Annotated in this window: 25 protein-coding genes and 1 pseudogene; 11 read left to right on the top strand and 15 right to left on the bottom strand. The window is 63.4% G+C overall.

Annotated features, from left to right (window positions below; all coding sequences use genetic code 11):
* Window positions 1-35: 35 nt before the first annotated feature.
* From JQT59_RS12670 to JQT59_RS12700, 7 genes are all read right to left on the bottom strand, one after another.
* Window positions 36-992 carry a PDR/VanB family oxidoreductase gene (locus JQT59_RS12670; RefSeq protein ID WP_213576420.1) on the bottom strand — a complete coding sequence of 319 codons (957 nt, stop codon included), beginning with the start codon at window positions 990-992 and terminating at the stop codon, window positions 36-38.
* A 4-nt stretch (window positions 993-996) separates the two neighbouring features.
* Window positions 997-2,241, bottom strand: a complete 1,245-nt coding sequence (locus JQT59_RS12675; RefSeq protein WP_213576421.1) for a cytochrome P450 — start codon at window positions 2,239-2,241, stop codon at window positions 997-999.
* A 499-nt stretch (window positions 2,242-2,740) separates the two neighbouring features.
* Window positions 2,741-3,841 carry a cupin domain-containing protein gene (locus JQT59_RS12680; RefSeq protein WP_213576422.1) on the bottom strand — a complete coding sequence of 367 codons (1,101 nt, stop codon included), beginning with the start codon at window positions 3,839-3,841 and terminating at the stop codon, window positions 2,741-2,743.
* Window positions 3,838-5,211: an MFS transporter gene (locus JQT59_RS12685; RefSeq protein ID WP_213576423.1), complete on the bottom strand. Its 1,374-nt coding sequence runs from the start codon at window positions 5,209-5,211 to the stop codon at window positions 3,838-3,840. Before JQT59_RS12685 ends, JQT59_RS12680 begins: the two co-directional genes overlap by 4 nt.
* 13 nt (window positions 5,212-5,224) lie before the next feature.
* Complete coding sequence (locus JQT59_RS12690) at window positions 5,225-6,424, bottom strand: NAD(P)/FAD-dependent oxidoreductase (RefSeq protein ID WP_213576424.1); 1,200 nt, start codon at window positions 6,422-6,424, stop codon at window positions 5,225-5,227.
* 2 nt (window positions 6,425-6,426) lie between these two features.
* Entirely contained in the window at window positions 6,427-6,630 is a 204-nt protein-coding gene (locus tag JQT59_RS12695; RefSeq protein ID WP_213576425.1) for a ferredoxin, read from the bottom strand.
* 6 nt (window positions 6,631-6,636) lie between these two features.
* Window positions 6,637-7,818, bottom strand: coding sequence for a cytochrome P450 (locus JQT59_RS12700; RefSeq protein ID WP_213576426.1), 1,182 nt, complete (start codon window positions 7,816-7,818; stop codon window positions 6,637-6,639).
* A 277-nt stretch (window positions 7,819-8,095) separates the two neighbouring features.
* Here JQT59_RS12700 and JQT59_RS12705 point away from each other — a divergent pair, with 277 nt between their 5' ends.
* Entirely contained in the window at window positions 8,096-9,241 is a 1,146-nt protein-coding gene (locus JQT59_RS12705) for an LLM class flavin-dependent oxidoreductase (RefSeq protein ID WP_213576427.1), read from the top strand.
* Between the two features lie 16 nt (window positions 9,242-9,257).
* Here JQT59_RS12705 and JQT59_RS12710 read toward each other — a convergent pair whose 3' ends face one another.
* A complete protein-coding gene (locus JQT59_RS12710) occupies window positions 9,258-10,166 on the bottom strand; it encodes a LysR family transcriptional regulator (RefSeq protein WP_213576428.1) in 909 nt (302 codons plus the stop codon).
* Window positions 10,167-10,397: 231 nt separating this feature from the next.
* On the opposite strand from JQT59_RS12710, the gene JQT59_RS12715 reads away from it, so the two are divergent.
* The 7 genes from JQT59_RS12715 (at window position 10,398) to JQT59_RS12745 (ending at window position 17,351) form a co-directional block, all read left to right on the top strand.
* Window positions 10,398-11,303 (top strand): ornithine cyclodeaminase family protein, encoded by a 906-nt coding sequence (locus tag JQT59_RS12715; RefSeq protein ID WP_249354369.1) that lies wholly within the window; start codon window positions 10,398-10,400, stop codon window positions 11,301-11,303.
* The gene (gene dapA, locus JQT59_RS12720; RefSeq protein ID WP_213576430.1) at window positions 11,300-12,229 is read left to right on the top strand and encodes a 4-hydroxy-tetrahydrodipicolinate synthase; all 930 of its coding nucleotides are present in this window, start codon (window positions 11,300-11,302) and stop codon (window positions 12,227-12,229) included. Before JQT59_RS12715 ends, dapA begins: the two co-directional genes overlap by 4 nt.
* A complete protein-coding gene (locus tag JQT59_RS12725; protein ID WP_213576431.1) occupies window positions 12,229-13,065 on the top strand; it encodes a fumarylacetoacetate hydrolase family protein in 837 nt (278 codons plus the stop codon). The genes dapA and JQT59_RS12725 overlap by 1 nt, the downstream gene beginning before the upstream one ends.
* Window positions 13,066-13,084: 19 nt before the next feature.
* Window positions 13,085-13,597, top strand: a complete 513-nt coding sequence (locus JQT59_RS12730) for a flavin reductase family protein (protein ID WP_213576432.1) — start codon at window positions 13,085-13,087, stop codon at window positions 13,595-13,597.
* Window positions 13,597-14,853, top strand: coding sequence for a bifunctional 3,4-dihydroxy-2-butanone-4-phosphate synthase/GTP cyclohydrolase II (locus tag JQT59_RS12735; protein WP_502939849.1), 1,257 nt, complete (start codon window positions 13,597-13,599; stop codon window positions 14,851-14,853). Before JQT59_RS12730 ends, JQT59_RS12735 begins: the two co-directional genes overlap by 1 nt.
* Window positions 14,850-16,424: an AMP-binding protein gene (locus JQT59_RS12740; protein WP_249354373.1), complete on the top strand. Its 1,575-nt coding sequence runs from the start codon at window positions 14,850-14,852 to the stop codon at window positions 16,422-16,424. The genes JQT59_RS12735 and JQT59_RS12740 overlap by 4 nt, the downstream gene beginning before the upstream one ends.
* Window positions 16,425-16,652: 228 nt before the next feature.
* Window positions 16,653-17,351 (top strand): type 1 glutamine amidotransferase domain-containing protein, encoded by a 699-nt coding sequence (locus JQT59_RS12745; RefSeq protein ID WP_213576433.1) that lies wholly within the window; start codon window positions 16,653-16,655, stop codon window positions 17,349-17,351.
* Between the two features lie 151 nt (window positions 17,352-17,502).
* On the opposite strand, the gene JQT59_RS12750 is transcribed toward JQT59_RS12745, so the two are convergent.
* Complete coding sequence (locus JQT59_RS12750) at window positions 17,503-18,342, bottom strand: alpha/beta fold hydrolase (protein WP_213576434.1); 840 nt, start codon at window positions 18,340-18,342, stop codon at window positions 17,503-17,505.
* A gap of 101 nt (window positions 18,343-18,443) precedes the next feature.
* On the opposite strand from JQT59_RS12750, the gene JQT59_RS12755 reads away from it, so the two are divergent.
* The gene (locus tag JQT59_RS12755; protein WP_213576435.1) at window positions 18,444-19,001 is read left to right on the top strand and encodes a TetR/AcrR family transcriptional regulator; all 558 of its coding nucleotides are present in this window, start codon (window positions 18,444-18,446) and stop codon (window positions 18,999-19,001) included.
* Between the two features lie 53 nt (window positions 19,002-19,054).
* Here the strand turns inward: JQT59_RS12755 and JQT59_RS12760 are convergent, their stop codons facing one another.
* The 3 genes from JQT59_RS12760 to JQT59_RS12770 all read right to left on the bottom strand — a co-directional run bounded on the left by JQT59_RS12760 (window position 19,055) and on the right by JQT59_RS12770 (window position 21,336).
* On the bottom strand, window positions 19,055-20,245 hold the full coding sequence (locus tag JQT59_RS12760; RefSeq protein WP_502939816.1) for a lipase family protein: 1,191 nt from the start codon (window positions 20,243-20,245) through the stop codon (window positions 19,055-19,057).
* 211 nt (window positions 20,246-20,456) lie between these two features.
* Window positions 20,457-20,963, bottom strand: coding sequence for a hypothetical protein (locus tag JQT59_RS12765; RefSeq protein ID WP_159924251.1), 507 nt, complete (start codon window positions 20,961-20,963; stop codon window positions 20,457-20,459).
* Between the two features lie 232 nt (window positions 20,964-21,195).
* The gene (locus JQT59_RS12770; protein WP_213576436.1) at window positions 21,196-21,336 is read right to left on the bottom strand and encodes a hypothetical protein; all 141 of its coding nucleotides are present in this window, start codon (window positions 21,334-21,336) and stop codon (window positions 21,196-21,198) included.
* A gap of 16 nt (window positions 21,337-21,352) precedes the next feature.
* On the opposite strand from JQT59_RS12770, the gene JQT59_RS36925 reads away from it, so the two are divergent.
* The gene (locus JQT59_RS36925) at window positions 21,353-21,943 is read left to right on the top strand and encodes an FAD-dependent oxidoreductase (RefSeq protein ID WP_283254065.1); all 591 of its coding nucleotides are present in this window, start codon (window positions 21,353-21,355) and stop codon (window positions 21,941-21,943) included.
* On the opposite strand, the pseudogene JQT59_RS38000 reads toward JQT59_RS36925, so the two are convergent.
* From JQT59_RS38000 to JQT59_RS12790, 3 genes and pseudogenes are all read right to left on the bottom strand, one after another.
* Window positions 21,937-22,128, bottom strand: a pseudogene (locus tag JQT59_RS38000) (hypothetical protein); the annotation flags it as partial. The gene JQT59_RS36925 and the pseudogene JQT59_RS38000 overlap by 7 nt on opposite strands.
* A 20-nt stretch (window positions 22,129-22,148) precedes the next feature.
* Window positions 22,149-22,469, bottom strand: a complete 321-nt coding sequence (locus tag JQT59_RS38365) for an MmgE/PrpD family protein (protein WP_213576438.1) — start codon at window positions 22,467-22,469, stop codon at window positions 22,149-22,151.
* Window positions 22,470-22,606: 137 nt separating this feature from the next.
* Window positions 22,607-23,425, bottom strand: a complete 819-nt coding sequence (locus tag JQT59_RS12790) for an SDR family NAD(P)-dependent oxidoreductase (RefSeq protein ID WP_213576439.1) — start codon at window positions 23,423-23,425, stop codon at window positions 22,607-22,609.
* Between the two features lie 357 nt (window positions 23,426-23,782).
* On the opposite strand from JQT59_RS12790, the gene JQT59_RS12795 reads away from it, so the two are divergent.
* Window positions 23,783-25,030: an MFS transporter gene (locus tag JQT59_RS12795; RefSeq protein ID WP_349307015.1), complete on the top strand. Its 1,248-nt coding sequence runs from the start codon at window positions 23,783-23,785 to the stop codon at window positions 25,028-25,030.
* The last annotated feature ends 1 nt before the right edge of the window (window position 25,031 follow it).

Here is a 25,031-nt window from a genome sequence, read left to right on the forward strand (position 1 = left end):
GAGCCGGCCATTGCGTGACGGCTTGAATTCCTCGCTCACAAATCCAAGACGAGGGTGTCGGAGAGGCACCGGGAAACACAGAGCATCATGTATTGCCCTTCTTTACGCTCCTGTGGGGTCAGCACCGAGTCGCGATGGTCGGGTACACCCTCGAGCACGGTCGCCTCGCAGGTGCCGCAGGTGCCCACCTCGCAGGATGAAACCACGTCGACGCCCGCGTCTGTGAGAACCTCGAGGATCGTGCGGTCACGTGGCACGTGATATGTGCCGCCGCTGCTTGCGAGACGTACGTCGAAGCCACGCTCGGTGTCTGTGTCGAGCGCAACGCGGCTGAACCGCTCGACGTGCAAGGAGCCGTCGGGCCAGTGCTCGCTGGCGCCGGCCACCGCGTCGAGTAACGGCGTCGGACCGCAGCAGTAGATCTTGGCGTCGCGGTCTGGTTTCCCGAGGGCGTCGGCCAGCGGGATTCGTCCCACCTCGTCCTGGGGGTGAATCCTGACCCGGTTGCCGTGACGGCCAAGTTCCGCCACGAAGGCCATGCCGGCGCGGGTGCGGCCGCCATAGTGCAACATCCAGTCGGCGCCGCGGCGTTCGGCCCCGGCCAGCATCGGCAGGATGGGCGTGATCCCGATGCCTCCGGCGATGAAGACGTAGCGCGATGCCGGCTCCAATGCAAAGGTGTTGCGCGGTCGCGAGACCCACAGAATGTCGCTCGGTTCCAGTGTGTCGTGCAGGTACGTCGACCCGCCGCGGCCGTCCGGCTCTCGGAGCACGGCGATCTGGTAGCGCTGCCGGTCGTCCGGGTCTCCACACAGCGAGTACTGGCGTCGGAGATCACCGCACTGGACATCGATGTGTGCGCCTGCCTCCCACTGCGGCAGCGGCTCGGCGCCGGCGCCGGCGAGGGTGATCCCGACGACATCGGTGGACAGTCGAATCTTGGAAACGACGGTGAGTGGGAGGTCGGTAGCTTGGTCCTGCACAGTCGTCATGGCGTCACCGGGTCTTCAGCGGATGCAGCGTCACGGGAAGTGAAATCAGTGCCGGGAAGATCAGATCTGGGAAGCGCTGCCCGGGTTTCCGCAACTCGATGGATTCGAAGGTGTTGATCAAGCCGCGAATCGTCTCCTGCAGTTGGATGCGGGCAATCGGGGCACCGAGGCAATGGTGCATCCCGCCACCAAAGGCTACGTGCGCCTTCGCGTTTACTCGTTGGAGATCGAGAATATCAGGTTCGACGAATGTGTCGGGGTCCCAATTCGCGGCAGAAAGCAGAACGAGCGCCCGAGCACCGGCGGGTAGGACCGTCCCATCGGAGGTCCGAAACTCCTCGACGAGGTAGCGCTCCCGGACATGTAACGGTGTGCGGAACCGCAGCAACTCCTCCACCGCGCCCGGCACCAGGTCCGGGTCGGCTCGAAGTTGGTCGAGCACATCGGGTTGCTGTGCCAATATCTCCACGAGGTTGGAAATTGACGTGCGGGTCGTTTCATAGCCTGCGTCCAGGATCGTGTGCATCAAAGAGAGCACCTCGAGGTGGCTCAGATCGCCCGACCGCTCCGCCTCGAGCAAGAGTTGCACGAACGGGCTGTGCTGCTCGGCCGGGCGGCTGGTCAGAAACTCGTCGAAGTAGTCGAGGTAGAACCGGGTGATGTGGTTCAGGGCAGCGAGCTGAGCGCTGTCGAGCGGCACCGGAGAAAAGATCTGCAGAAAGGTGTGCTGGTTGGCTGTCAGCCGTTCCCAGTCGTCCTCCGCGATGCCGAGGAGCCGGCAGATCACACCCCTGGGGATGGCGACCCCGAGGCTCTGCACTGCGTCGACCGAGCAGTCCTGACTCATGACATCCGCAATCGCGCGGCGCACGGATTCTGTCGCGAACTGGCGGAACTGCTCGACGCGACGTGGGATGAACATCGGTCCCACCACAGTGCGCAACCGACTATGGTCAGGCTCGTCGATCTGAACCAGATTGGCTCGAAACCGGTCCAGTGCCGGCCCTTCGAGCCACGGCGGACTTGCCGTGCCCAGGGGCTGCATCCGTCCCTCGGGCAGGCGCAGAATCTCACGTACGTCGGAGTAACGGCTCACCACCCAGGTGGGATAGCCGGGCCCCAGATCGAGCGGTAGGGCGGCACCGGCGTCCCTGATCTCCCGGTACTGCTCTGTGCGGTCTCCAGTGAGGAAATCAATATCGGAAAGGTCGATCGGAAAGGTCGCCGGGTGGGCTTCCGCGTGTGACATTTTCTCATTCACTCTCGTATAGGGCGGATAGTGGAGCGTTCCTGACGCGGTGCACGTGGCCGACGTGGGTGTCAGGTCGGGACAATGCCGACCGTCGCGCACACCCCACACGCGCAGCGCTGTTGTGGCTCGCTCTGACAGAGCGCGAACTGTGGGTTCATCGAGCAACCACGTCCATCGTCGATAGCCGAGCAAACTCGAGATGCGTTCCCAGAACTGTGTTCCATCCATGCCGAATCGAACCCAGATGTCCTCTGACGAGGGTCCGTTGAACGGCAACCATTCAATGGCGAGTTCGAGGAACAGTCGATCCTCGCAAGGGCGAGCGGCAGCCTTCGAATCTCTGCCACTACTGCCCTTGTTTTGATGTCTACTACTCATACGGATGTTCAATCTGTGAGGCGTCCACGGGGGATCGACGACCAGAAGTCGAAGGCCGGCGCGGCTACTACGAGCGGGTCGCGTCGGAATGACTTTTGCGTTGTCGCGAACTCGGGGCCTATTCCTGTGTGGCGTACTCGGCGAGGTTGGTCTCGAAGCCGGTTTGTGTTCCAAGAGCTAAGACTTCACCGTTGTCGATGTCTTCTTGCCAGACGAGCGATCCCGTCGAGGCGTGTAGAGGATGGTCTTGAACGGTGAGGATGCGGGCTCCTTCCCCGCTGATGGTGTGTGCATGCGCCGCCCATCCGGGTGCGGACAGCATCAGGTCGCCTGCGGCCCAGTCGAAGCGCTGGCCTTCGACGATGCTGTATCCGCTGCCGGCGAAGTGGTAGTTGATGGCGGAGCTCATGTGCCGGTGGGTTCCGCCGGCGAAATCGCCGCCGATCGCGGTGATGGTGGCGAAGAATGACGGTGTGGTGCCGTTGAGGCGTCCGGTCGCGGGGTTGTACAGACAATACAGTGGCCGACCCGTGTATCCGGTCTTGAGGCCAAGGACCCCGGTGAGGTGTTGGCTGACCTCCGACCAGGCGAAGAGGAGGGGTGAGTCGGTGATCGGGTCTGGGTCGATGATGTGTTCGTAGGGGAGAAGTTGGCTGCCGTCATCGCCTAGTGCGATGGCGGGTGCCAGGTCTTTCGCGCGGCGCCCCGATGCAGGAGCGGCTTCGTGGGCATGAGTGTCGACCGTGCTGCCGAAGTCTTCGTAGTAGGCAGAAATCGATTCCAGCAGGGCGGCATTGGTGTAACGCAGATACCGGAAGGCGGTTGTGCCGTTGTTGGTCAACGCCTCGAGATTCATCGACGGCTTGGTCCACACGTCTTGCTGGACCACGTGCATCGTGCGGGCTCCGATGTGAACCGTGCCGCTGCCCGCCAGGCACATCGTCAGGCCAGTGGTATTGGCGCGGACAGGGACGGTGGATTCTCCGGGCAGCAGCATACCGAGGCTGACCTGTGTGGCGGGGGCAAGGCCACGGGCACCTTTCGGCGCCTGCGGATGCACGATCAGCATTTCGCGGCGGCCGCGGTCATCGGGTTCGCCTGCCTCGAGTGCGGCGAAGGCGGTGTCGATCTCGGTGGCGCTGATCATCAGCGGAGACCACTGTTCCCGCTGGTATCGGGGTGTCTGGCGACTGTCGAGCAGGTGGGCGTGCGGGCTCATTTCTTCTCCTGGATCTGATCGGTGGTGTCGGGTGTGGTGGGTTCGAGCGATATGCCGGCGGTCTCGGGGGTGAACCGCATGACGAGGGCGCCGAGGAGAGCGGCCGACGCGAGGTAGCCGACGAACAAGAAGGCAACGTTGTTCTGTGCGGTCCATTGCTGCAGATAAGGGGCGGTGCCGCCGAACACGACGGCGGAGAGCGCGTAGGGCATGGCGATGCCTGAGGCGCGTACGCCGGTGGGGAACAGTTCGGACAGGACAGCGGGCAGGATCGAGGCGACGAAGGCGAACAGCACGAGCGCGATCGTCATGGCGATACCGAATTGCCATGCGCCTTGTCGGGCGAGGTGGTCGAGGGGGAATGCAGTCACGGCGACGCCGAAGCCGTAGATGTAAAAACTCCGGCGTCGACCGATACGGTCCGACAGGGAACCGAGGAGCGGCAGGACCGACGCACTGACGGCGAGCGCGATCACTCCGCCCCACAACGCTGCCGTGGGGTCGATGTGGGCGACGGAGATTGCCCAGGTCGGTCCGCTCACTGCCCAGGCGTAGAACATCGCGGTGACCGACGCCATGAGAAGGAACACCCGTGTCCCGGCGGCGCGGTAGGTCCACAGATTCGCAATGAGAGAGGATGACGAGACAGCCTTCGCCGCAGCGGATGTGAAGGCGTGGGTCTCCTCCATGCCGCGGCGGAGATAGAGGGTGATCAGGCCGAGGGCAGCACCGATGAGGAAGGGCAGGCGCCAACCCCACGTGGCCATCTGGTGGTCACTGAGTGCGGTGGTCAGAAGGGCGCCCATGGTGGTGGCGGCCATGATCGCGAGGAAGCCGGATACGTAAATCGAGGAGGACCAGAGGCCTCGCCGGGCGGGAGGCGCTTCTTCGGCGATGTAGGTGTAGGCAGCGGCGACTTCCCCGGTATGTGCGAGGCCCTGCAGCAGTCGAGCGGCGAGAAGGATTGCGCCGGAGAGCACACCGACGGAGGCGTAGGTCGGGGTGAGACCGATGAGAAGCATCCCGGTCGAGGCACAAGCGATGGCTACGAGCAGTGAGTGCTTGCGGCCGAATCGATCAGCCATCCATCCGAAAAGGAGCCCGCCGAAGGGGCGGATTGCAAATCCGACGCCGAATACCACCAGGGTGGAGAGCAGTGCCGAGGTGGCGTTCGCCGGGTTGAACAGTGCCTTGGCGAAGAAGGGCGCGAACACGGCATAGCAGGTCCAGTCGAATACCTCGAGACCGTTCCCGAGTGTGACGCCGATCAGGCTGCGCCGTCGCCGCAGTGTACTGTCAGGCGTCTCGGCGGGGTGTCCGGTCACCTGAGTCGTACTCGGGTCAGGACGATCGGTGGGCGGTGCAGTCATGGCACGTCCTCGTTCAGTGATGGGTGTGGTCGCGGTGCAGCGAAGGTGCGCGCTGGTCGACAAGTTGTTTGCGAATCTTCGCCAGGGCGCCTTGTGCATTGAAGCCGGTGGCTCCCACTGTGATTCCGCCGCGCGAGTAGGTGAACACACGAGTGGAGTGGGAAAGTTCGACCGCGTCGATGTCCACGGCGGTCAGGTCTGGGTCGCCTACGTGCTGAATTCGGGTGCCGTGCTGATCGGACCAGACGAACGGCACCGTCGACGCGTGGCGTGGCGCGTGCGGATGCACGATGTTGTGCGCGGCGACCGCGGCGTGCTCGCGGGCGTTGGTCCAATGCTCCACCCGCATCTCGTCGCCGTAACGGGGGTTGAACCAGCGCGCGACGTCACCGATGGCGTAGAGATTCGATGTGCCCTTTACCCGCAGGTCGGGGCCGCACACGAAGCCGTCCCGGATGGGGAGCGAGGAGTCGGCTGCCCAGTCGGTGCAGGGCGTGGTCCCGATCCCCACCACCACTACGTCGCCGACGACGGTGTCCCCGTCGTCGAGGTTCAACTCGACGGCTCGCCGGTCTGCGTCATAGGACGCACCGTGCACGACCGTTCGGCATCGCACGGTCACGCCATGGAGTGCGTGTAGTGCCGCCAGCGCGTGGGAGACCGGTTCCGGCAGCACCCGGGCGGCCATCCGTTCTCCGGCTTCGATGATGGTGACGTCGAGGCCGAGTTCGCGCGCACTGGAGGCGACTTCGGAGCCGATGAATCCGCCGCCGACGACGATGACGCGTGGGCGGCGACGCAGGTCGTTGCGGAGCGCAGTTGCGTCGGCAAAGGTTCGCAGATAGTGCACGCAAGGTATGCCCTCGAGTGCGGGCAGATGGCGTGGTGCGGAGCCGGTGGCGAGGATGGCGTTGTCGTAGCGGATGACGCTCCCGTCACCGAGGGACAGTGTCGACGCCGCGGTGTCCACGGCGACGGCCGGTGTTCCCTTGCGGTAGTCGATGCCGTGTCCGAAGTGGTCGGTCAGATGCGGTGACGGGAGGTCGGTGTTCGACAACACTGCCTTCGACAGTGGCGGCTTGTCATACGGCTCTTCGTTTTCCCCGTCGACGAGGATGATGCGGTGGTGAGGGTCGTTGTGTCGTAACGCCGCCGCCGCTCGGATTCCGGCAACGGAGGCACCGACGATGACAGTGGTGGCCGCGGCGTGCATGGTCAGGACCCGGAGATCCGGATCGCCCGGACGGGGCAGTCGGCTTCGGCTTCTCGAAGGGTGTCCTGGTCTGCGTCCGTGGGGTGGCCGGGCCGGGTGAAGGCGATGTTGGTGTCGGGGTCGAGGTCGAACACGTCGGGTGCGGCGACCAAGCAGTTCCCGTAACCGTTGCAGGCCGCAGTGTCGATGTGGATGCGCGGTGTCATAGTGTTTCAGCTCCTGGGTGCAGAGTCGGCGAAAGACAGCGGGAGCTTTCGTAATCCGAAATGTGTCCCGGCCTCGATGGCCGTGAAGGTGGGGTCGGCCGCCAGCGTGATCGGCGGATACTGGCAAAGGGTTTCGAGGAGGATGCGCAGTTCGGATCGGGCAAGTGCAGATCCGACACATTGATGAATGCCCCACCCGAACGCCAAGTGGCCTCTTGCGGAACGGTGGATATCGAACTCGTTCGGGTGCTCGAATTGCCGGAAGTCACGATTGGCTGCGGCATTGAGAAGCAGCACCCATGAGCCTTCCGGGATGGTGGTACCGCCGACCTCGACCTCGCGAGTGGTGCGGCGAGCAAACATCTGTGCAGGAGTGCGGAGTCGCAGCATCTCCTCGACGTACAGTGGCGCCACACCGGGGTCCGCGCGAAGGCGCTGCTGCAACGATGAATCCGAAGCCAGTAAATACAGCAGTGTGCTCACCGAATTCAACGTCGTCTCATGGCCGGCGACGGCAAGAGTCAACAGCACCGAGTGTATTTCTCCGATGTCGATCGGGCGTCCGTCGACTTCGGCATCGAGTAGCCAGGTGAGGTAGTCGTCGGGCCGACGGGCGCGGTGCTCGTCGATGTCGCGGTCGACGGCCTCGACAAGCGCTGCGCGGCCTCGAAGTTGGGACTCGGCCGTCCCGTGCCTCCAAATCTCCTCGGTCAGTTCACGAAAGCGTGCCACGGTCGCAGGGGAGAAACCGACGATCTTGGTGAGCACGCGTAGCGGAATCGACAGCGCAACGTCGGCCACCGCGTCGCCTCCACCGGACTGGTGGAACGATGCGAGCACCTCGGAGATCATCGAGGTGAGCCACGGCTGTAAATCCCGTATCGAGTCGGGAGTCAACGCCCGCGTCAGCAACGACCGGTAATGGGTGTGTAGCGGGGGGTCATAGTCGATCGGTATCGATGACATGCCGTCCACCATCGGGATCCGGTGTCCGGAGGCCGAGGAGAAGGTCTGATGATCGCGAAGCGCCGCCTTGACGTCCGAGTAGCGACTGATGATCCAGTATCCGCCGTGGAGTGGCGAGTAGATCGCAGGGCCGGCCGACAACAAGCGCTCGTACGCGTCCCAGAGCGTCGAGTCATTCCAGCTCGGGCTCAGGTGATCGAATCTTTCGATCGGCGAGGCCATTTGCTCGCCTTCGGTGGTGTTTGTTGTAATGACGACCCCTCCTCGAAATCAGTGCTTCACGTCACAGTAGGAGGGCGCCGTTATATAAACAATTACCGAATTGGAGATAGGAACATAACTCTCTGCTTATTCCGCAGCAGTCACCTAAATAATGGTTCGCTTATGCGCACATCAGGAACATCGTCTTTGCCTTATGGGGAAGGGGCGATAGTGTGATTGCTATCACTGTCAATCGCTGTGCGGGGAGTTCCGTGCAGCAGTCTTCGAAGGGGACCCCATGAAGCCGAGAACCGAAGACCCTTCGCAGCTGAGCCTCGGGTACTTCTTTCCCAGCGGAAAGACTAATTTCCTGTATTCGGACGAAGCTGCTCGGCGAACACCGGCGATGACGAAAGCGAACCTGGTCGCCCTCGCGCAGGCAGCCGAACGGGTTGGCTTCGATTCCCTGTTCATCGCCGACAACTGGTCCGGGCACCAGCGGGTCGCCGAGGAGTTCGGGCACCAGTCGCCGGCATTCCATGCGCCACTACTGGCTATGGCACTGCTGGCCACGACAGAACACATCGGCGTCATTTCGACGTTCCACACTACTCACCACAAGCCCGCCCACGTCGCCCGGATGGGCGCCACACTCGATGCGTTCAGCGACGGGCGGTGGGGCTGGAACGTGGTGACGGGATTCAGTGCCGACGAGGCGGCACTGTTCGGTGAGCCGTTCATCGATCACGACGAGCGTTACGTCATGGCAGCGGAATTCGTCGACATCGTCAAGAGGTTGTGGACCGAGCAGGAACCTATCGACGTCGACGGGAAGTACTACCGGGTGACCGGACGGATCAAAACCCCTCGGCCCGTGCAGGACCCGCACCCCTTGCTGGTCAGCGCGGGTGCATCCCCGGCGGGCGCAGAGTTCGCGGCAAGGTTCTGCGATCAGTTGGTGACGTTGGCCAACACCGAGGAGCTGGTGCGTGAAGTCGATCGTCGATTGGCTGCGCTGACCGAAAAGAGTAAACGAGTGGTGGGAACGTGTCCGTTCTCGATGGCTATCGTGCGCCCGAACGAGGGCGAGGCCGAGGAGGAATATGCGCGACTGTTGCAGTCTCTCAACGTCGAGGCCACCAAGGAGATCGCCGCCGATGTGCTCGGATCGATCGAATCCTCCCGGTCGATGTACGAGAAGATGGGGGAGGAAGAAGCAACCCGCGCGTTCGGCGGCGCCGGATCGGTCTTGCAGCTGATCGGAACCCCTGAACAGGTTGCGGAGAAAATCATTTCCCTGAAGAGCACCACGGCGACAACGAATGTGCTGATCAACTTCCCGCTGTGGAGCCCGCACGAGCTGGAATCATTCTCCTCCGTGCTGCCGTATCTGCGTGAAGCGGGGGTCTGGTCGCCACCGCAGGACCGCAACTGGTCGTGGTGAAGTGCGTTCGGTGGCGTCACCGGGAGCGAAGTGCGGCACGAATTTCGTCGACGGCCGCTTGCTGGAGTGGGGAGAAATACTTGTCTCGCCGCCACAGCAACGCAATACGCTCGGAAAGTTCGAGGCCGGGAACGATCAGCTCCTGTAGTCGACCTGTAGCAAGGTCGGATTCGACGACGTAACGCGGAGCGAAAATCGCCCAGGCGTTGTCGGCGGCTGCCTGCTTCATCGGCTCGGCATGTCCGAAGCGGATGACGAAATTTGGTTCGATGTCACTCAGTCGGGTGAGCTGTTCCATCAGGTTTCGTTGGTAGATCACCTCGCGTGGCGCGCCGACGAAAGGCAATGCCAAGGCCCCGTCGAGGGACAGCGTTGTGGAGGGGGCGACGAGGCCCGGTCCGGCGCAGAGGGTGATCGGCTCGGTGCGAACGACTTCGGAGGACATGGTGTCCGGTAGGTGCCGCTGGTCCCAGGTCACCACCGCGAAGTCCGCCTCACCGGTTTCGACCGCGCGCAACGCTTCGTTGGGTTGCGAGCTGGACAGGGTGAGGTCCGCACCGGGTCGGCCACGCTGGAACCGGCTCAGAATCGGGGGTAGAAGGTAGCTCCCCACCGCCATGCTCGACGCGATGGACGCGGCGCCACCGCGCCCCGAGCCGAGTTCGTCGACGTCGCGCCTGATCTGCGCCGCCGAGGCCAGCATTTCCTTGGCCCATTGATTCGCGCGTTCCCCCGCTTCTGTCAGCAGCATGCGGTTTCCGCGGCGGACGAAGAGCTTGGCGCCGAGCCATGATTCGAGAGCGCGCAACTGCCCCGAGACGGCCGGCTGGGCCACCATCAGCACTTCTGCGGCCCTAGTGACACTGCCCTCTTCGACGACGAGGCGAAAGACTTCCAGACGCTTGAGTGAGAGCTGTGCTTCCATAACTCCTCATATAAGCAATAGGTGATGCGTATATCGAAATCTTGATATTTGCTTTATATCACGTGATCTCTATCGTTAACTGCATCACAGCCGCAGTGGTTTGGATCGCGATCCGTTCCGCGGGAACGAGGACCCAGCGCCGTGAGTCCACGGGCGCGCATCGGTGCAGCCCCCTCGAACACACAACTGGCAAGGACGACGATGAAAGTACCGTGGATAACGGAACAGCAAGTGCAAGAAAAGGTCTCGATAGCCGATGCGATCGAAGCGATCGCCGGATCGATTACCCGTGAGGTCGACGGGACCGCCCGAAACATCCCCAAGACGATGACGACCTGGGAGCCGGCCAGCAGCGCCCACGCGCTCGGCGCCTATGACGAGGGAGGCGGTCTCGTCGCTTTCAAAACCTGGGTCAATACCCCTGAGGGTGCATCGGCGCTGCTGACGCTGTTCGACGCCACTACCGGTACCCCCCGCGCGGTACTCGAGGCCGGCGCGCTCGGTGCACTGCGTACCGCGGCGGTTTCCGGGTTGGCGACACGCCTGATGAGTGCTCCCGATGCCGCTGAGCTGGCTGTGATCGGCAGCGGTCGTCAGGCGTTGGGCCAGGTTGCCGCGGTATGTGCAGTGCGCCCGATCACCCGGGTCCGGGTGTGGAGTCGGTCCGAAAGCAGCCGGATCGGATTCGCCGCCACCGTGCGCGACACACTGGGGGTGGATGCCGTCACGGCCCCGACACTCGCGGAGGCGGTCGACGGAGCGCCGATCGTCACCCTTGTCACGCGGGCGACGGAACCGTTCCTCAACCCAGGAGTGTTGTCTGCGGGAACACACCTCAATGCGGTCGGGGCGATTCTGCCGCACACAGCCGAGTTCGATCCTGCGCTGCTGGCCGATTCCGATCTGACGGTCGTCGACAGCCTCGCCAACGCGCGTCGATCGTCTCGCGAGTTGACCGAGTACTACGGCGAAGACTGGGCTCCGGTGAAGACGCTCGGTGATCTTCTCACCGGTGCGGTGGTGAGGCCGCTGAACCCTGCTTTGACGATCTTCAAAGGACTCGGGATGGGGCTGGCCGATCTGGCTGTCGCTGCAACGGTGCTCGAGTCGACCCACCGCGAAGGAGCACTGGCATGAGATTCCGTACCGACACCGCACTGATCAACGGATCGATCGCGCCCTTGATCACCCCATTCACCGATAGCGGAGCCTTGGACACAGCAAGCCTACGTCGGCTGGTCCGGTGGCAGATCGCCGCCGGATCGCACGGCCTGTCGATCGGTGGCTCCACCGGAGAGCCCAGCGCTCAGACGGTCGCCGAGCGGATCGAGGCGATCGAGACCGTTGCCGACGAGAACAATGATCGAGTTCCGTTCATCCCCGGAACCGGCTCGGCCAAGCTGGACGAAACCCTCGAGATCACCGCGGCCGCGCGGGCCGCCGGCGCCGACGCGGCGCTGATCATCACCCCCTACTACGCGCGCCCCACCCAAGAGGCGCTCTACCGGTGGTACGGCACCATCGCAGGGGAGTTCCCGGACCTGCCGATCATCATGTACAACGTCCCGTCGCGGACCGCCGTCGACCTGGATCCGACCACGGTCGCCCGCCTCCACCGGGACTTCGACAACATCGTCGGTATCAAGGAAACGACGAAGGACTTCGAACACTTCTCCCGGGTAATTTGCGAAGCGGGAGAGAGTATCTCGGTGTGGTCCGGCATCGAACTGCTCTGTCTGCCGCTGCTGGCACTCGGCGGTGTCGGGTTCGTCAGTGCCGCCAGCAACATCGCACCCCACACGGTCGCTCGGATGTACGAGCTGTGGACAGCAGGTGATCACGACGGGGCCCGCGCACTGCATTATGCGCTGCATCCGCTGGTCGACCTGCTGTTCGTCGAGACCAATCCGGCGCCGGTCAAGTGGGTCCTGCACCAGCAGGGGCGGATCGCCTCACCGCACGTGCGGTCTCCGCTGATCACGCCCACACCGGCGGGCATCGACAAGATCGAGACCCTGCTCGGTCAGGCCTCGACCATCCTGACCGAAGAGAAGGCTTTCTGATGCGCGTGGCAACGGTCGAACACGGCGGCGATCGGCGGACAGTCGTCCTCGACGCAGACGGCCGCTCACGGGACGTCACCGGGCTCACCGGTGTGGTGGCCGCGGACGTCGACATCGAGAAATTCGCTTCTCTGACCGAGCAGGATCTCCGTGGATGCCCGTTGATCGATCTGGACGAGATCACCCGTTGGTTACCACCGGTCACCGATCCGCGGCGGATACTCTGCGTCGGCTTCAATTACCATAACCACGCCGTCGAGATGGACAAGGAACCCCCTCGGTACCCCACCTTCTTCGTCCGTTTCCCCTCGTCGCTCGTCGGGCACGGAGAGCCGATCGAACGATCCCCGATGTCCGACAGTTTGGACTGGGAAGGGGAGATCGCGATCGTCATCGGCCGCGGTGGCCGCAACATCCGCGCCGAGGATGCGGCGGATCATATTTGGGGTTACACGGCCTTCGCGGACAACAGTGTTCGGGAATACCAGCTTCATGGAACCCAGGCCACGGCGGGGAAAAACTTCGACCGGTCCGGGTCGATCGGCCCGTGGCTGGTCACCTCGGATGAGATCGCCGACCCGAAAGCCCTGAGAGTGCAGACCTATCTCGGTGACAGCCGAGTGCAGTCCGGAGTTCTCGCGGATCTGGTTTTCGACGTTCCCACCGTCATCGAGTACGTGAGTACATGGACGACACTGACCCCCGGAGACATCATTGCCACCGGCACGCCCGCGGGGATCGGTTTCCGACAGGACCCACCCCGGTACCTACAGCCCGGGGAAGTGTTGACCATCGACATCCCCGGCGTCACTCGACTCGTCAACCACGTCAGATGACGTAGCGAGGAGGAAGAAAATGGCAACAAGCTCGATCGCTCAGCACGAGGACATCGCAGCATCGCTGAAGGAGGTCATGGCTGCTGTCTGTACCCCGGTCTCGGTCGTGACGGCCATGGACGGAGACCGACCCCACGGGACTACTGTCAGTGCTTTCACGTCTCTGTCGATGGCGCCTCCCATGGTCCTGGTTTCTCTCGATCGCTCCTCGGCGCTTCTCGGAATCATCCGACGCAGCGGACGATTCGGCGTCAACATCCTCGGTAGCGCCCAGTCGGCGGCGGCCACGGCCTTCGCCTGCAAAGGGGCCGACAAATTCGCCGACACACCGTGGACACGGGTCAGTGGTGTTCCCCGCTTGGACGGGGCTCCGGGATGGGTGGTGTGTGACGCGTCCTCCTTCGTCGAGGGCGGAGACCACATTCTCATATTGGGTGAGGTTCGTGAGGCGGTAGCTCACGACGGACCACCACTCACCTATTTCCGCCGCGATTTCGGCACGCACATGCTGCTCGCTCAGGAGCACCGGTGATTCCGTCACGCTCCGGTGATCACGCGGTAGACCGGGCCGTCACGGCCTTGCGGGCCGGCGGCATGGTCGTCGTGGTCGATAGCGAGGACCGCGAGAACGAGGGCGACCTCGTGGCCGGTGCCGACACCGTCAGCGCCGACCAGATGGCCTTCATGGTCCGCCACACCACCGGCATCATCTGCGTCCCGATGACGACCGAACGAGCTGATCAGCTAGGGCTTGCACCGATGGTGCCGATGAATACCGACCCCCACCAGACCGCCTTCACCGTCACAGTCGACCACACAGGCGCCGGAACCGGTGTGTCGGCCGGCGACCGCGCGATGACCGTGCGGGCCCTCGCCTGCTCGACCAGTGTGCCCGGTGATTTCCGTCGCCCCGGACACGTTTTCCCGCTTCGCTCGCGACCGGGAGGGGTCCGCGAGCGGCCCGGGCACACCGAGGCCACAATCGACTTACTCACACTCGCTGACCGTGCTCCTGTCGGCGTGATCGGGGAAATCGTGGCAGAGGACGGTTCGATGCGCCGGGGGTCGGATCTGCGCAAATTCGCGAACAACCACGGATTGCCCTTGGTCACGATCGCCGATCTCGCAGAGTTCCTGCGACCGAAAGCAACACCCGTGGAGAGACTCTCCACCTCACGAATGCCTACCGCCTTCGGCGAATTCCAAGCAATCGCCTACCGCGCGAGCGACGACGGAGTCGAGCATCTGGCGTTGGTCATGGGCGACGTGGCCGCGGCCGCCGATAGCGAACCCGGTGCCCTCGTTCGCCTACACAGTGAATGCCTGACAGGGGACATTCTCGCCTCCACCAGGTGTGACTGCGGTAGCCAACTCGAGCAGGCACTGGTGGCGGTCAGTCAGGAGCACTGTGGCGCGGTGATCTACCTACGGGGGCACGAGGGTCGTGGCATCGGGTTGGCACACAAGATCAACGCCTACGCGCTCCAAGACAGTGGTCTGGACACCGTCGACGCCAACCTGGCGCAAGGTCTCTCCGCCGATGCCCGCTCGTACGCGGTCGGAGCCCATATTCTCGAAGACCTCGGCATAGGCAGAGTTCGCGTCTTGACCAACAATCCGGCCAAATGCGCGGCTTTGACCAGCTATGGGCTCGAGGTCGTCGACCGCGTCGGACTCTCGAGTAACGCAACCACCGACAACGTGCGTTATCTCCGCACCAAACGTGACCGTATGGGCCATCTCCTCGACATCCCCGATGTCATCGACTCTGAAAGAAGTGTGCTGTGACCGCAGATCTCGGCGATCAGGTTCTGACACCCCTGAACTTTCTCGAACGTGCGGAGGCCATCCACGCCGATCGCACCGCCATGACCTACCGCTCCCGGTCGTGGTCGTACGGTGAGTTCGCGGTCACTGCCCGCCGCATGGCCGGCACCCTCGCAGGCCACGGAGTCACACCCGGTGACCGCGTCGCCGTCCTGGCATCGAACACCCCACTGATGCTGCTCGCACACTTCGCCGTTCCCTTGGCAGGCGGTGTGCTCGTCACCCTGAACCACCGCCTGGCTGGACCGGAACTCGCGTACATCGTTCAGCATTCCGGCGCATCTCTCGTCCTATTCGACGACGAATTTCGTTCCCTCGCAGACTCCTTCGGAATCCGGACCCTTGCGGTGGGCGAGGTGCTGGAAGCCGGCGGACCCGAATACGCCCGCTCGGTTGATGACGAGCGCAGCCTCATTTCGCTGAACTACACCAGCGGCACGACCGGCCGGCCCAAGGGCGTCATGTATCACCACCGCGGCGCCTACCTGCAGGCGCTTGCCATGATCCACCACGCCCGACTCGGTCTCGACACCGTCTACCTGTGGACGCTGCCGATGTTTCACTGCAATGGTTGGTGTTTTCCTTGGGCGCTCACCGCCGCGGCAGGAACACAGGTCTGTCTCGATCGACCCGACCCCGACACGGTATGGCAGCACCTCCGCGGTGGCGGCATCACCCACTTCAACGCCGCTCCCACCGTCCTCACCAATCTGGCTCAACATCGTGAGGCGGCAAACGGACCGCTGGGAAGAACCGTCGAGGTAGGGACCGGGGGAGCGCCGCCGTCGCCCACCCTCCTGTCGGAACTGACCGCACTCGGCATCCACACCACCCACCTGTACGGACTCACGGAAACCTTCGGCCCTGCCGTGGTGAACGAACCACGCCCCGAATGGAACAGTCTCAGTCACACTGATCTGTCCAAAGCGATGGCCGTGCAGGGCAACTCCAATATCGTCGGCACAGGTATCCGGGTCTTGGACACCGTCGGCAAGACCGACGACGCCCCGGTCGTCGACGTCACCGCTGACGGCACAACCCTCGGGGAGATCGCTGTTCGCGGAAACACCGTAATGCTGGGCTATTACCACGACGACGCTGCGACCGAGGCAGCCCGCATGGGCGAGTGGTTCAAGACCGGCGATCTCGGCGTCATGCATCCAGACGGATCGGTCGAGATTCGGGACCGGGCGAAAGACATCGTGATCTCGGGCGGAGAGAACATCGCCACGGTCGAAGTCGAGCACGTACTCACCTCCCATCCCGCGGTCGCCGAGGCGGCCGTCATCGGAATCGCAGACCCGAAGTGGGGTGAAGTCCCGGTGGCTGTCGTCACGCTCCGGCCGGGCGCGGAGGTGTCGACCGAGGAACTCATCGCCTTCACCCGCACCCAACTGGCGGGTTTCAAGACGCCTAAGCACGTCTACTTCCGCGAATTGCCCAAGTCTGGGACCGGAAAGATCCTCAAGCACCGGCTCCGCGAGCTCATTTCACCGGAAGCTCCGCAGGCGCTGCCAGCGACCGTCGAATAGCGCGGCTCGCTGCTCTCCGCCGTAAAGGGCCACCGACCCCTACGCGAAACAAGTCCTGTGACGACTACTGGGTCGCGTACGAACACAGGCTCATCCGCCGAACTCTTGGTAACGTGCAGTTGAAGGCGGCGACACTTTCCCTGAGGGGAGAAGCACCGTGGTACCGAATGTGGGTGAGGCCGCAGTGCCCGACGCCGCTGAGACCTCGCACCCGATCAGGAGACCGCAATGGCCACCAAGAACCGCATCCTCATCGTCGTGACGAACGTCGCCGAGTACCAGAAGGTCGGCTACCGGACAGGTCTGTGGCTGGGCGAACTGACGCACTTCTACGACTACGTCACCGATAACGGCTACGAAGTCGACATTGTCAGTCCTGCAGGCGGTTACGTACCGATCGACCCGGAGAGCCTCGCTCACGACGTGCTCGGTGACCTCGGCACCGACAAGCGCTACCGCGACCGCGAGTTCATGGATCTTCTCCGTGACACGAAGAAGGTCACAGACGTCGACGTCGAGGAATACGACGCCATCTACTTCACCGGCGGCCATGGTGTGATGTTCGACTTCGGCGGTGACGACCTCGGTGCAGTGACGGCGAAATTCTACGAATCCGGCCGGATCGTGTCGGCGGTGTGTCACGGACCGGCCGGCCTGCTCAACGTTCCCCTGAGTGACGGCACCCCACTTGTCAAAGACAAGAATGTCACCGGCTTCTCCTGGCCGGAAGAGGAGGCGGCACAACGGGCCGACGCCGTCCCGTTCAGTCTTCAGGACGAGCTGAAAAAGCTGGGAGCGAACTACAGCATCGCCGACGAACCGTTCGCAACCTATGTGGTCGAGGAGGGGACGCTGATCACGGGGCAGAACCCGGGGAGCGCCCGCGCTGTGGCGGAAGCAGTGGTGAAGAGGCTCCACACCCGATAGCGCCCTGATGTTCGGTGCCCCTCCGTCTTGTCGAAGAGCATTCCTACTGTGTGCCTACTGTCACTTCACCGGCCCGCCGAGACCGTGAAGCGGCTGTCGGCCTCTTCACGGATCTGCGACGGCGCCGGATGCGGAAGGACGCCCGCTTCGACTACTTCACGAAGTCGAGCAGGGCGTCGTTGACCTCCTGGAAGTGGGTCCAGAGCAGGCCGTGCGGGGCGCCTTCGACCTCGACGTACTGCGCTTCGGGAAACGCTTCGTGGAACGGACGCCCGGCGGCATCGATCGGGAGAATGTTGTCCTTCGTCCCGTGCAGGATCAAGGCAGGTTTGCCCGACTCGCGCACCTTCTTGATGTCGGCACGGAAATCTTCGATCCAGCTGGACACGACGGCATACGCCGCAACGGGAGCGCTTCCGGCCGCAACATTCCAGCTGTTGCGTACGGCGGCTTCGCTGATCCGACTGCCGAGGTTCTCGTCGAGGTTGTAGAAGTCTTTGTAGAAGTTGTCGAACCAGGCGAATCGGTCTTCGCGGGCTGCGGCCTCGATGCCGTCGAATACCGACTGCGGCACGCCTGTCGGGTTGTCGTCGGTCTGCAGGAGGAAGGGCTCGAGGGAGGCGAGGAAGGCGAACTTGGCGACGCGATCAGTGCCGTAGATGCTGGCGTACCGGGCGAGCTCGCCAGTGCCCATCGAGAATCCGACGAGAATGACGTCGTTCAGGTCCAGTGTGGTCAGCACGGTGTTCAGATCCGAGGCGAACGTGTCGTAGTCGTAGCCGGTGGTCGGCTTGCTGGACTGCCCGAACCCGCGACGGTCGTACGTGATCACCCGGTATCCGGCTTTCAGCAAAGCTGCCGACTGGCGCTCCCACGAATGGCCGTCGAGCGGGTAGCCGTGGATGAGAACGACTGGTTGTCCTGTGCCGTGATCCTCGTAGTACACCTCGATGGGAGTGCTGTTCTCGGTGCCGACCTCGATATATGCCATGGTGACGCCCTTCCCTGATCCTCGACTCACCGAGAACGTGCGTTCTCCGGTGCGTGGACTACTCTAGAGAACGCTGGTTCTCTGGGCAAGGGGTAAGTGACGTGGATGTAGACGCAGCGAAGGCAGCGGTGCTCGAATCGGCCGATGCGCTCTTCTATGCGCGCGGCATCCAGTCGGTCGGCATGGACGAGTTACGCACCGCCGCCGGGATCTCCCTCAAGCGGATGTACGCACTGTTTCCGTCCAAGGCTGCCATCGTTACCGGAGTCCTCGAAGGGCGTACCGCAATGTGGAATGACGGCATTCGCGCGGAGGCGAGCCGATACGACACTCCGCGCGAGAAACTGTTGTCGATATTCGACTTTCTCGACGCCTGGTTCCACGAGGACGAGTTCCGCGGTTGCGCCTTCATCAATTCCTTCGGTGAGCTAGGCAGCACCATGCCCGCGGTCGCGGCGGCAGCACACAGTCACAAGAAGCAGTTCATCGACTACGTCACCGACCTGGCGGTACAGGCCGGATGCGCGCCGATTGTCGGGCTCCAAATCGCGTTGCTCGCGGAGGGGGCGCAGACAACCGCCGCCATCTCCGAGTCGCCCGAATCTGCTATCGCCGCGAAAGCGGCCGCGGCCATCCTCCTCGACAACTGTGCGCCGTGACGAGGCTGAAGGCCAGGACTGTTCGGCTCACCTCGCTGTGTCGAAGCCCCGCCTCAGCACCGCGTCGGCGCGGGCTCGCCTCGGAATCGCGCCGCGATGAACTCGTACGCATCCGGGAAACCCACCACGGCAGTGGTCATGTGCTCCGAGATTTCGTACGGCACGAACGTCAGGTTTGCTCCGGCCGAGCAGTATCGACGGGCCACCTCTGCCACCGAATCAAAGGGTGTGAGCCCATCGAGCGTGCCGTGCCACATGTAGACCGGCGCCGTCGGCACACCCTCGAAATAGCGGAGACTGTTCTCGCGTAATACCTGGCGTGCGGTCGAACTCGCCATAAGACTGGTCGACGCGGCCAGCTGCCCGGCGTTCCGGAAAGCGCCGTGGAACAGAAGGAATCGCCGGCACTCGTTGCTCATCCATTCGCGCAGCCACAGACCTGTTTCGTTGAGCTGCGACGACACCGGCAGCCGCTCCGGGTACTCACGCTCGAGGCCGACGGCCGCCGCGAAAGCGAGCCCGAACCCGGGGTGCGGGTTGAACCCGAGCCCCTCGGCCATCTGTTCGAGATCCGCCGGGATTCCGCCCTGCACCACAGCGGCAAGCTCGAGCTCGGGAGCATAGGTCGGCGCGAGCGCCGCCGCCCAGGCGCTCGCCATTCCGCCGCCGGAGTAGCCCGCCAAAGCTACGGGGCTGTTCGTGAGGCCCAATTCGGATACTCGCTGAACCGCGCGAATGCTGTCCAAGGTAATCATGCCGCCGAGTTTGGCGGCACCGTACGCACCGGTCGGGCCGAGGTGGTCCGGCACCGAAACGGCCCATCCCCGCTGCAGGCCCAGATACATCCCCGGCGATTCCTGCATCTCCAGGTTGAACAGAGCCCGTGAGGGCGCGCACTTGGTGCCCAGTGAATTGACGATCGCCTGATACGACACCAGCGGTGGATTCGCGACGCCCCGGGGGAGCAGCACCGTCGTGACCGCCAGGATGGGATTTCCGGCGGAATTCGTCGAACGGAACGCGATCTGCCAGCCGTCCGAGTTGGCGTACATCCACGTGTCGATCCGTCGAGTGCGAACCACGTCGCCCGGCTGAATTGCCGCGAGATCGGCGGGAGCGAGGTAGAACGGATCCGGGTCGGGCCAGGGATAGAGCGGTTCGGCGCTTGCCGGTACCGGAACTGTCATTGCAAGGAAGATGGCACCGAGCATCGCCGCCATCAATGCCCTGAAGGCTCGCCGCATGAATTTGCTCCCTCTGCGCCGTATCGTCAAGACGCTGTGACTGTATACGAGCAGAGAGAGGCTCCGTTACAAATGTGGTCACGGCACGAACCATCCGACACGCATGTGGACGAACGCCCGACAATGCGCTGTCACCCGGGCAGATGACTGTCGGTCGACGCAGCGGGTGGCGGTGGCCACGTCCGAGACGTCGCCACCGCCGCTCCAGCTGTTAGCTACCGAATCCGCTGAACAGCTCGAGGAGACCGTCGAGACCGAAGTCCAGGCCGCCGCCGCCCGGGGTGGTCGAGCTGACAGTGACCCGCACGGGGGCGATGGGGTCCTGGTAGTCGACGTCGCCCTCCTCCTTGCACTTCGTGCGCACCTGGTACTCGCCGTCGGGGAAAACAGCCGAGGTGCCGACGCCGGACGCGTTGGTCAGCACCTGACCGGCCACCATGGTCGGACCGGTCACGGGGAAGCTCTGGCCCACTTTCGTCGTGGAGTCGAGGACCGTTGCGTCGGCGCTGTAGACGGTGCCCTCGCACTTGACGAACGGCTTGGTGGTGTTCAGTCCGGTGATCGAAGTGGTGATCGTGCCTGCACCGGCGTCCGCGGTCACGGTCGCCGCACCGGTGATCGCTGCGGAACCGATGGCGGGGTTTGCGATCAGCGTGAGCGCGGAGAGTCCGGCGATGATGCCGGCGCCGGCCAGGCGCCGCTTGGTGGAAGAAGCCACGAGAGTTGTCCTTGTCGTTGGTCGCCGGGCCCCCGCACGCGGCGCATGTGATTCTTGCGTGCCAGCTCCGGATCACCCGGGGGTGAGCTCGGCTGAAGCACAAGAACGGTTAGCCTGCCCTCTGTGAGGGCTGCCTAAGTAGATGGTGTGAAGCTGCCTGGAGTCAACAGATGTGACAGGGGTCACCATGAGACCTGTGAGTACTTATTAACCGCCCACGGTTAATAAGTAGTCACAGGTGCCCCTCGACATCCAGCCAGGGGCGCGTCACCCACATCGGCACCCGGTCGTCGCAGAAGTGAGCGGCATTCGGATAAGACGCGCGCAAAGAGGACAGCTTCACCGCTTCGGAGTCAATAGTGTTGTGGCTCACGCTCGAAGGAGATGTGATGCACAACGAATTCGATGCCGTCATCGTCGGTTCCGGAATCAACGGACTCGTCGCCGCGTCCATGTTGGCGCGATCTGGCTGGAAAGTGGCACTCCTGGAGAGTAATCCGGAGATCGGTGGGTTCGTCGGAAGCGGTGAGCGCACGGTGCCCGGCTATGTGCACGACACGTTCTCTTCCTGGTATCCGCTGTTCGTGTCGGGCCCCGCGCACACGGCGCTCGGCGACGACCTGGCCCGTCACGGGCTGCGGTTCTGCAACACCGACGAGGCCGTGACCGCGAGCGTTGCCGACGCGGCCGCGCTTCTCCGTGCAGTACCGAGAGAAGTTCGGCGAGACGCCATCGGCAACGCTCCGGCGATGACGGTGCCTGTTGCCCGTGCTCGACACCGCCACGGAATAGGAAGGTGCGATTACTCCTCCGCTCGAGGTCGACCTGTGTCGTCGTGGCAGGATAGTTCGGTGCCGAGGCGACTGGCGCAGAGCTCGTTGAGTTCTGAGATCACTCTGATCTCCAGCTCGGTGGGGCCGCGGAGAATTCTGAGCAGGCGCATGAAGTACTGCCTGGGGGAGAGTCCGAAGTTTACGTAGATATCCTCGTTGGAACCACCGCCGTAGTGTTGCCATTGGAGCGCGAACCCGAGGATTCGCGCCTTTTCGGTGGGTCGAACATTGCTGGTGTCTGGCATCTTGTGTGTCTCCTCCCTCAGATAAATCGATGCGGCAGGGCTGCTCCGCGATGTCGTACACTCACCGCGTCCGTGCTGACAGAGCATTCAGCAGCGATTCAGGGCTTTCAGCTGAGGGGAGGCGGGCGACATCTTCCACGATGCGGTGTGCGGCAGCTCGACCCATCACAGGGTCGACGAGCGAGTGGAATTTGGTGACGAGGGTGTCCCAGCGCCGATCCAAGTGACGTGCGGGCGTCGATCTGGACTCGATCGCGCAGAGCGACCACCTGCGGGTCGATCAGGGACACCGGCGAGAAGGCCTGTTCGCTGAGATCGCCCGTCACAAACGCCATGGCAGTAGTGAACCGCAGGCTGAACTTTCCCTCGAGCGGTGTGGAAGGCTCCCGGAGTCGGTCCGAGATCGACTGGGCGCAAAAAGGACTCATTTTCCTTGACGAGCTTGCGGGCACCGAGTCTCACCGCCGGATCACGACGATGACAGCGCTACCGAACACCCGGTCGCTCTACATTCGTAATCCGGCTCGGGCTGGACGACTGCGGCCGGCGGCTATTCCGTTTCTGGTCAAGGGTTTCGGGGGCGGTTTGTCCAGCCACCGGTCGGGCGCGGCACCCAGCCTCCGGCACCGTGCGTGCCGCCGTCGACGTGGATAGTGCTGCCAGTGACGAACCGGGACAGGTCGGAGGCCAGAAACAGCGCGGCACCCGCGACGTCCTCGGGTTTACCGGGTCCGCCGAGCGGTGACCACAACGGCCACAGTGCGCGGTCCGGCTCGGGCACCAGGTTCCCATAAGGAACTTGTGCTGTCTCGATCAGGTCCGGTGCAACCGCGTTGACCCGGATTCCCGCTGGACCCACCTCGGCCGCGAGCGAGCGGGTGAATTGCATCGGGGCCGCCTTGTACGCGGAGTAGACGGTGTGCCCCGGAATTGCTCGGTGCGCCTCGACGGTGGTGAGGTTTACTACCGCTCCGCGCCCGCGCTCGGTCATCCCCGGAAGTAGTGCATGCGTGAGCCGCAGCGCATGGGCGAAGTTCACTTCATGTAGGCCGGCCCACTGCTCGGCGGTGTCGGTGGTGAATTCTTGGGGCGCGCGTACGAAGTGCCCGACGTTGTTGACCATCATGTCCGGTCGGTGCTCGACCAGTGCTGGTTCTACCTGCGAAGAGCAGACGTCGGCCACGATCGCGTCCAGTCGCCCACCGGCGGCACCGTCGAAGTCGACGTCTCCGATGGGGTTCACGTCAGCGATGAGGACATGCGCGCCGTGGGCCGCGAAGCCGCGCGCGATTGCGGCTCCGATGCCGGCCACACCGCCGGTGACGACGGCACGCCGGCCGCGCAACAGTGCGCCTGGTGTGAAAGTGAGGGTCATGCTTGTCATCTCAGGACATGTCGGTGCCGCGATGCCCCTTTGCTCCCGGTCACCGGGAGGATTACACCGCTCCACACGGTCTTTCGGATTTCATCGAGCCCGTGGGCAATGCAAAAGCACGCCGGACTCCGTGCAACGTGAATTACGTTGACCGACGATGGTGAATCGGTGAAATGACGTTTGCCTTAACCCTACTGGCGAAATTACCCTCCGATCCGATCGGTTCGGGTGCCCATCGCCAGTCAGCTTCAAATCTGAAAGGAGCACCTGATGGCGAATCCGCCCCAAGTGCCGCCCGCACGCCTAGCGACACCCACCGAGAACCGCCTTTCCTCGCACGACGGATCCCTGCTCCGCAAGGTCGCATTGTCGAGCCTCCTGGGAACAACGATTGAGTATTATGACTTTCTCCTCTACAGCACCATGGCTGCCCTTGTATTCGGGCAACTGTTCTTTCCTGCCTCGAATCCGGCTGTCGGTACAGTTGCCGCATTCGGTACCCTCGCGGCCGGTTATGTCGCGAGACCGCTCGGCGGTGTGATATTCGGGCACTTCGGTGACAAGCTCGGCCGAAAGTCGATGCTGGTGATCACCATGACCACGATGGGTATTGCCAGTGTGCTGATCGGAATGCTGCCCACATACCAGGGGATAGGAATCCTCGCGCCGATCCTGCTTATCGTCCTTCGCGTTATTCAAGGCATCGCGGTGGGTGGGGAATGGGGAGGTGCGGCGCTCATGGTCGTCGAACACTCGGACGCGGACCGCCGCGGGCGGTGGGCCGGGATCATGCAACTCGGAACACCGTTCGGCTTTCTTCTGTCGACGGCAGCGATTGCGGCCGTGACCCTCCTCCCGGAATCCGCGCTCTTGACCTGGGGATGGCGAATTCCCTTCTTGTTGAGCGCAATCCTGATGGTGATCGGACTCTACGTCCGACTCCACGTGGTCGAGAGCCCCATTTTCGTCGAGGCATCAGCCAAACGAAAGGACCGGCGCAGTCCCGCCCTGGAGGTGCTCCGCCGTCCGAAGCAACTCGTCTTGGCGGTGGCCGCCGGCCTGGCTCCGTTTGCCCTGACCTCCCTGACAAGTACGCATGTTGTGGCTTACGCATCCGGAATTGGCTATGCGGTCTCCGATGTCATGGGTGCGCTTCTCGCAGTGGTCGCCATATCGATCGTCTTTATTCCCCTGTTCTCGACCCTCTCAGACCGGCTTGGTCGACGTCGAGTCATGATCTCCGGGGCCATCGGAACGGTGTTGTTCGCGATTCCTCTGTATGCGATGATCAACACGAAATCCATGTTGGTCATGGTCGGCGCCTTGATGTTTGCGCAGCTCCTGCAGAATGCAATGTACGCGCCGCTGACGCCGCTGCTGTCCGAAATGTTTGCTACCCCTGTGCGCTACACAGGTGTTTCCATGGCTTACCAGACCGCAGCCCTTCTCGGTGCCGGATTTACTCCCCTGATCGCCAGCGGCCTGGTCGCGGCAACCGGGTCAAGTGTGCCGTTGAGCTTGATTGCCGCAACCACCGCTCTCGCCTCGATTGGAGCACTCGCACTCACTCCCGAGACCAATGGGCGTGATCTGAATCAGAATCTCGTACCGTAGT

It is taken from the genome of Rhodococcus sp. USK13 (assembly GCF_018343855.1).
Classification (GTDB): Bacteria; Actinomycetota; Actinomycetes; order Mycobacteriales; family Mycobacteriaceae; genus Rhodococcus_F; species Rhodococcus_F oxybenzonivorans.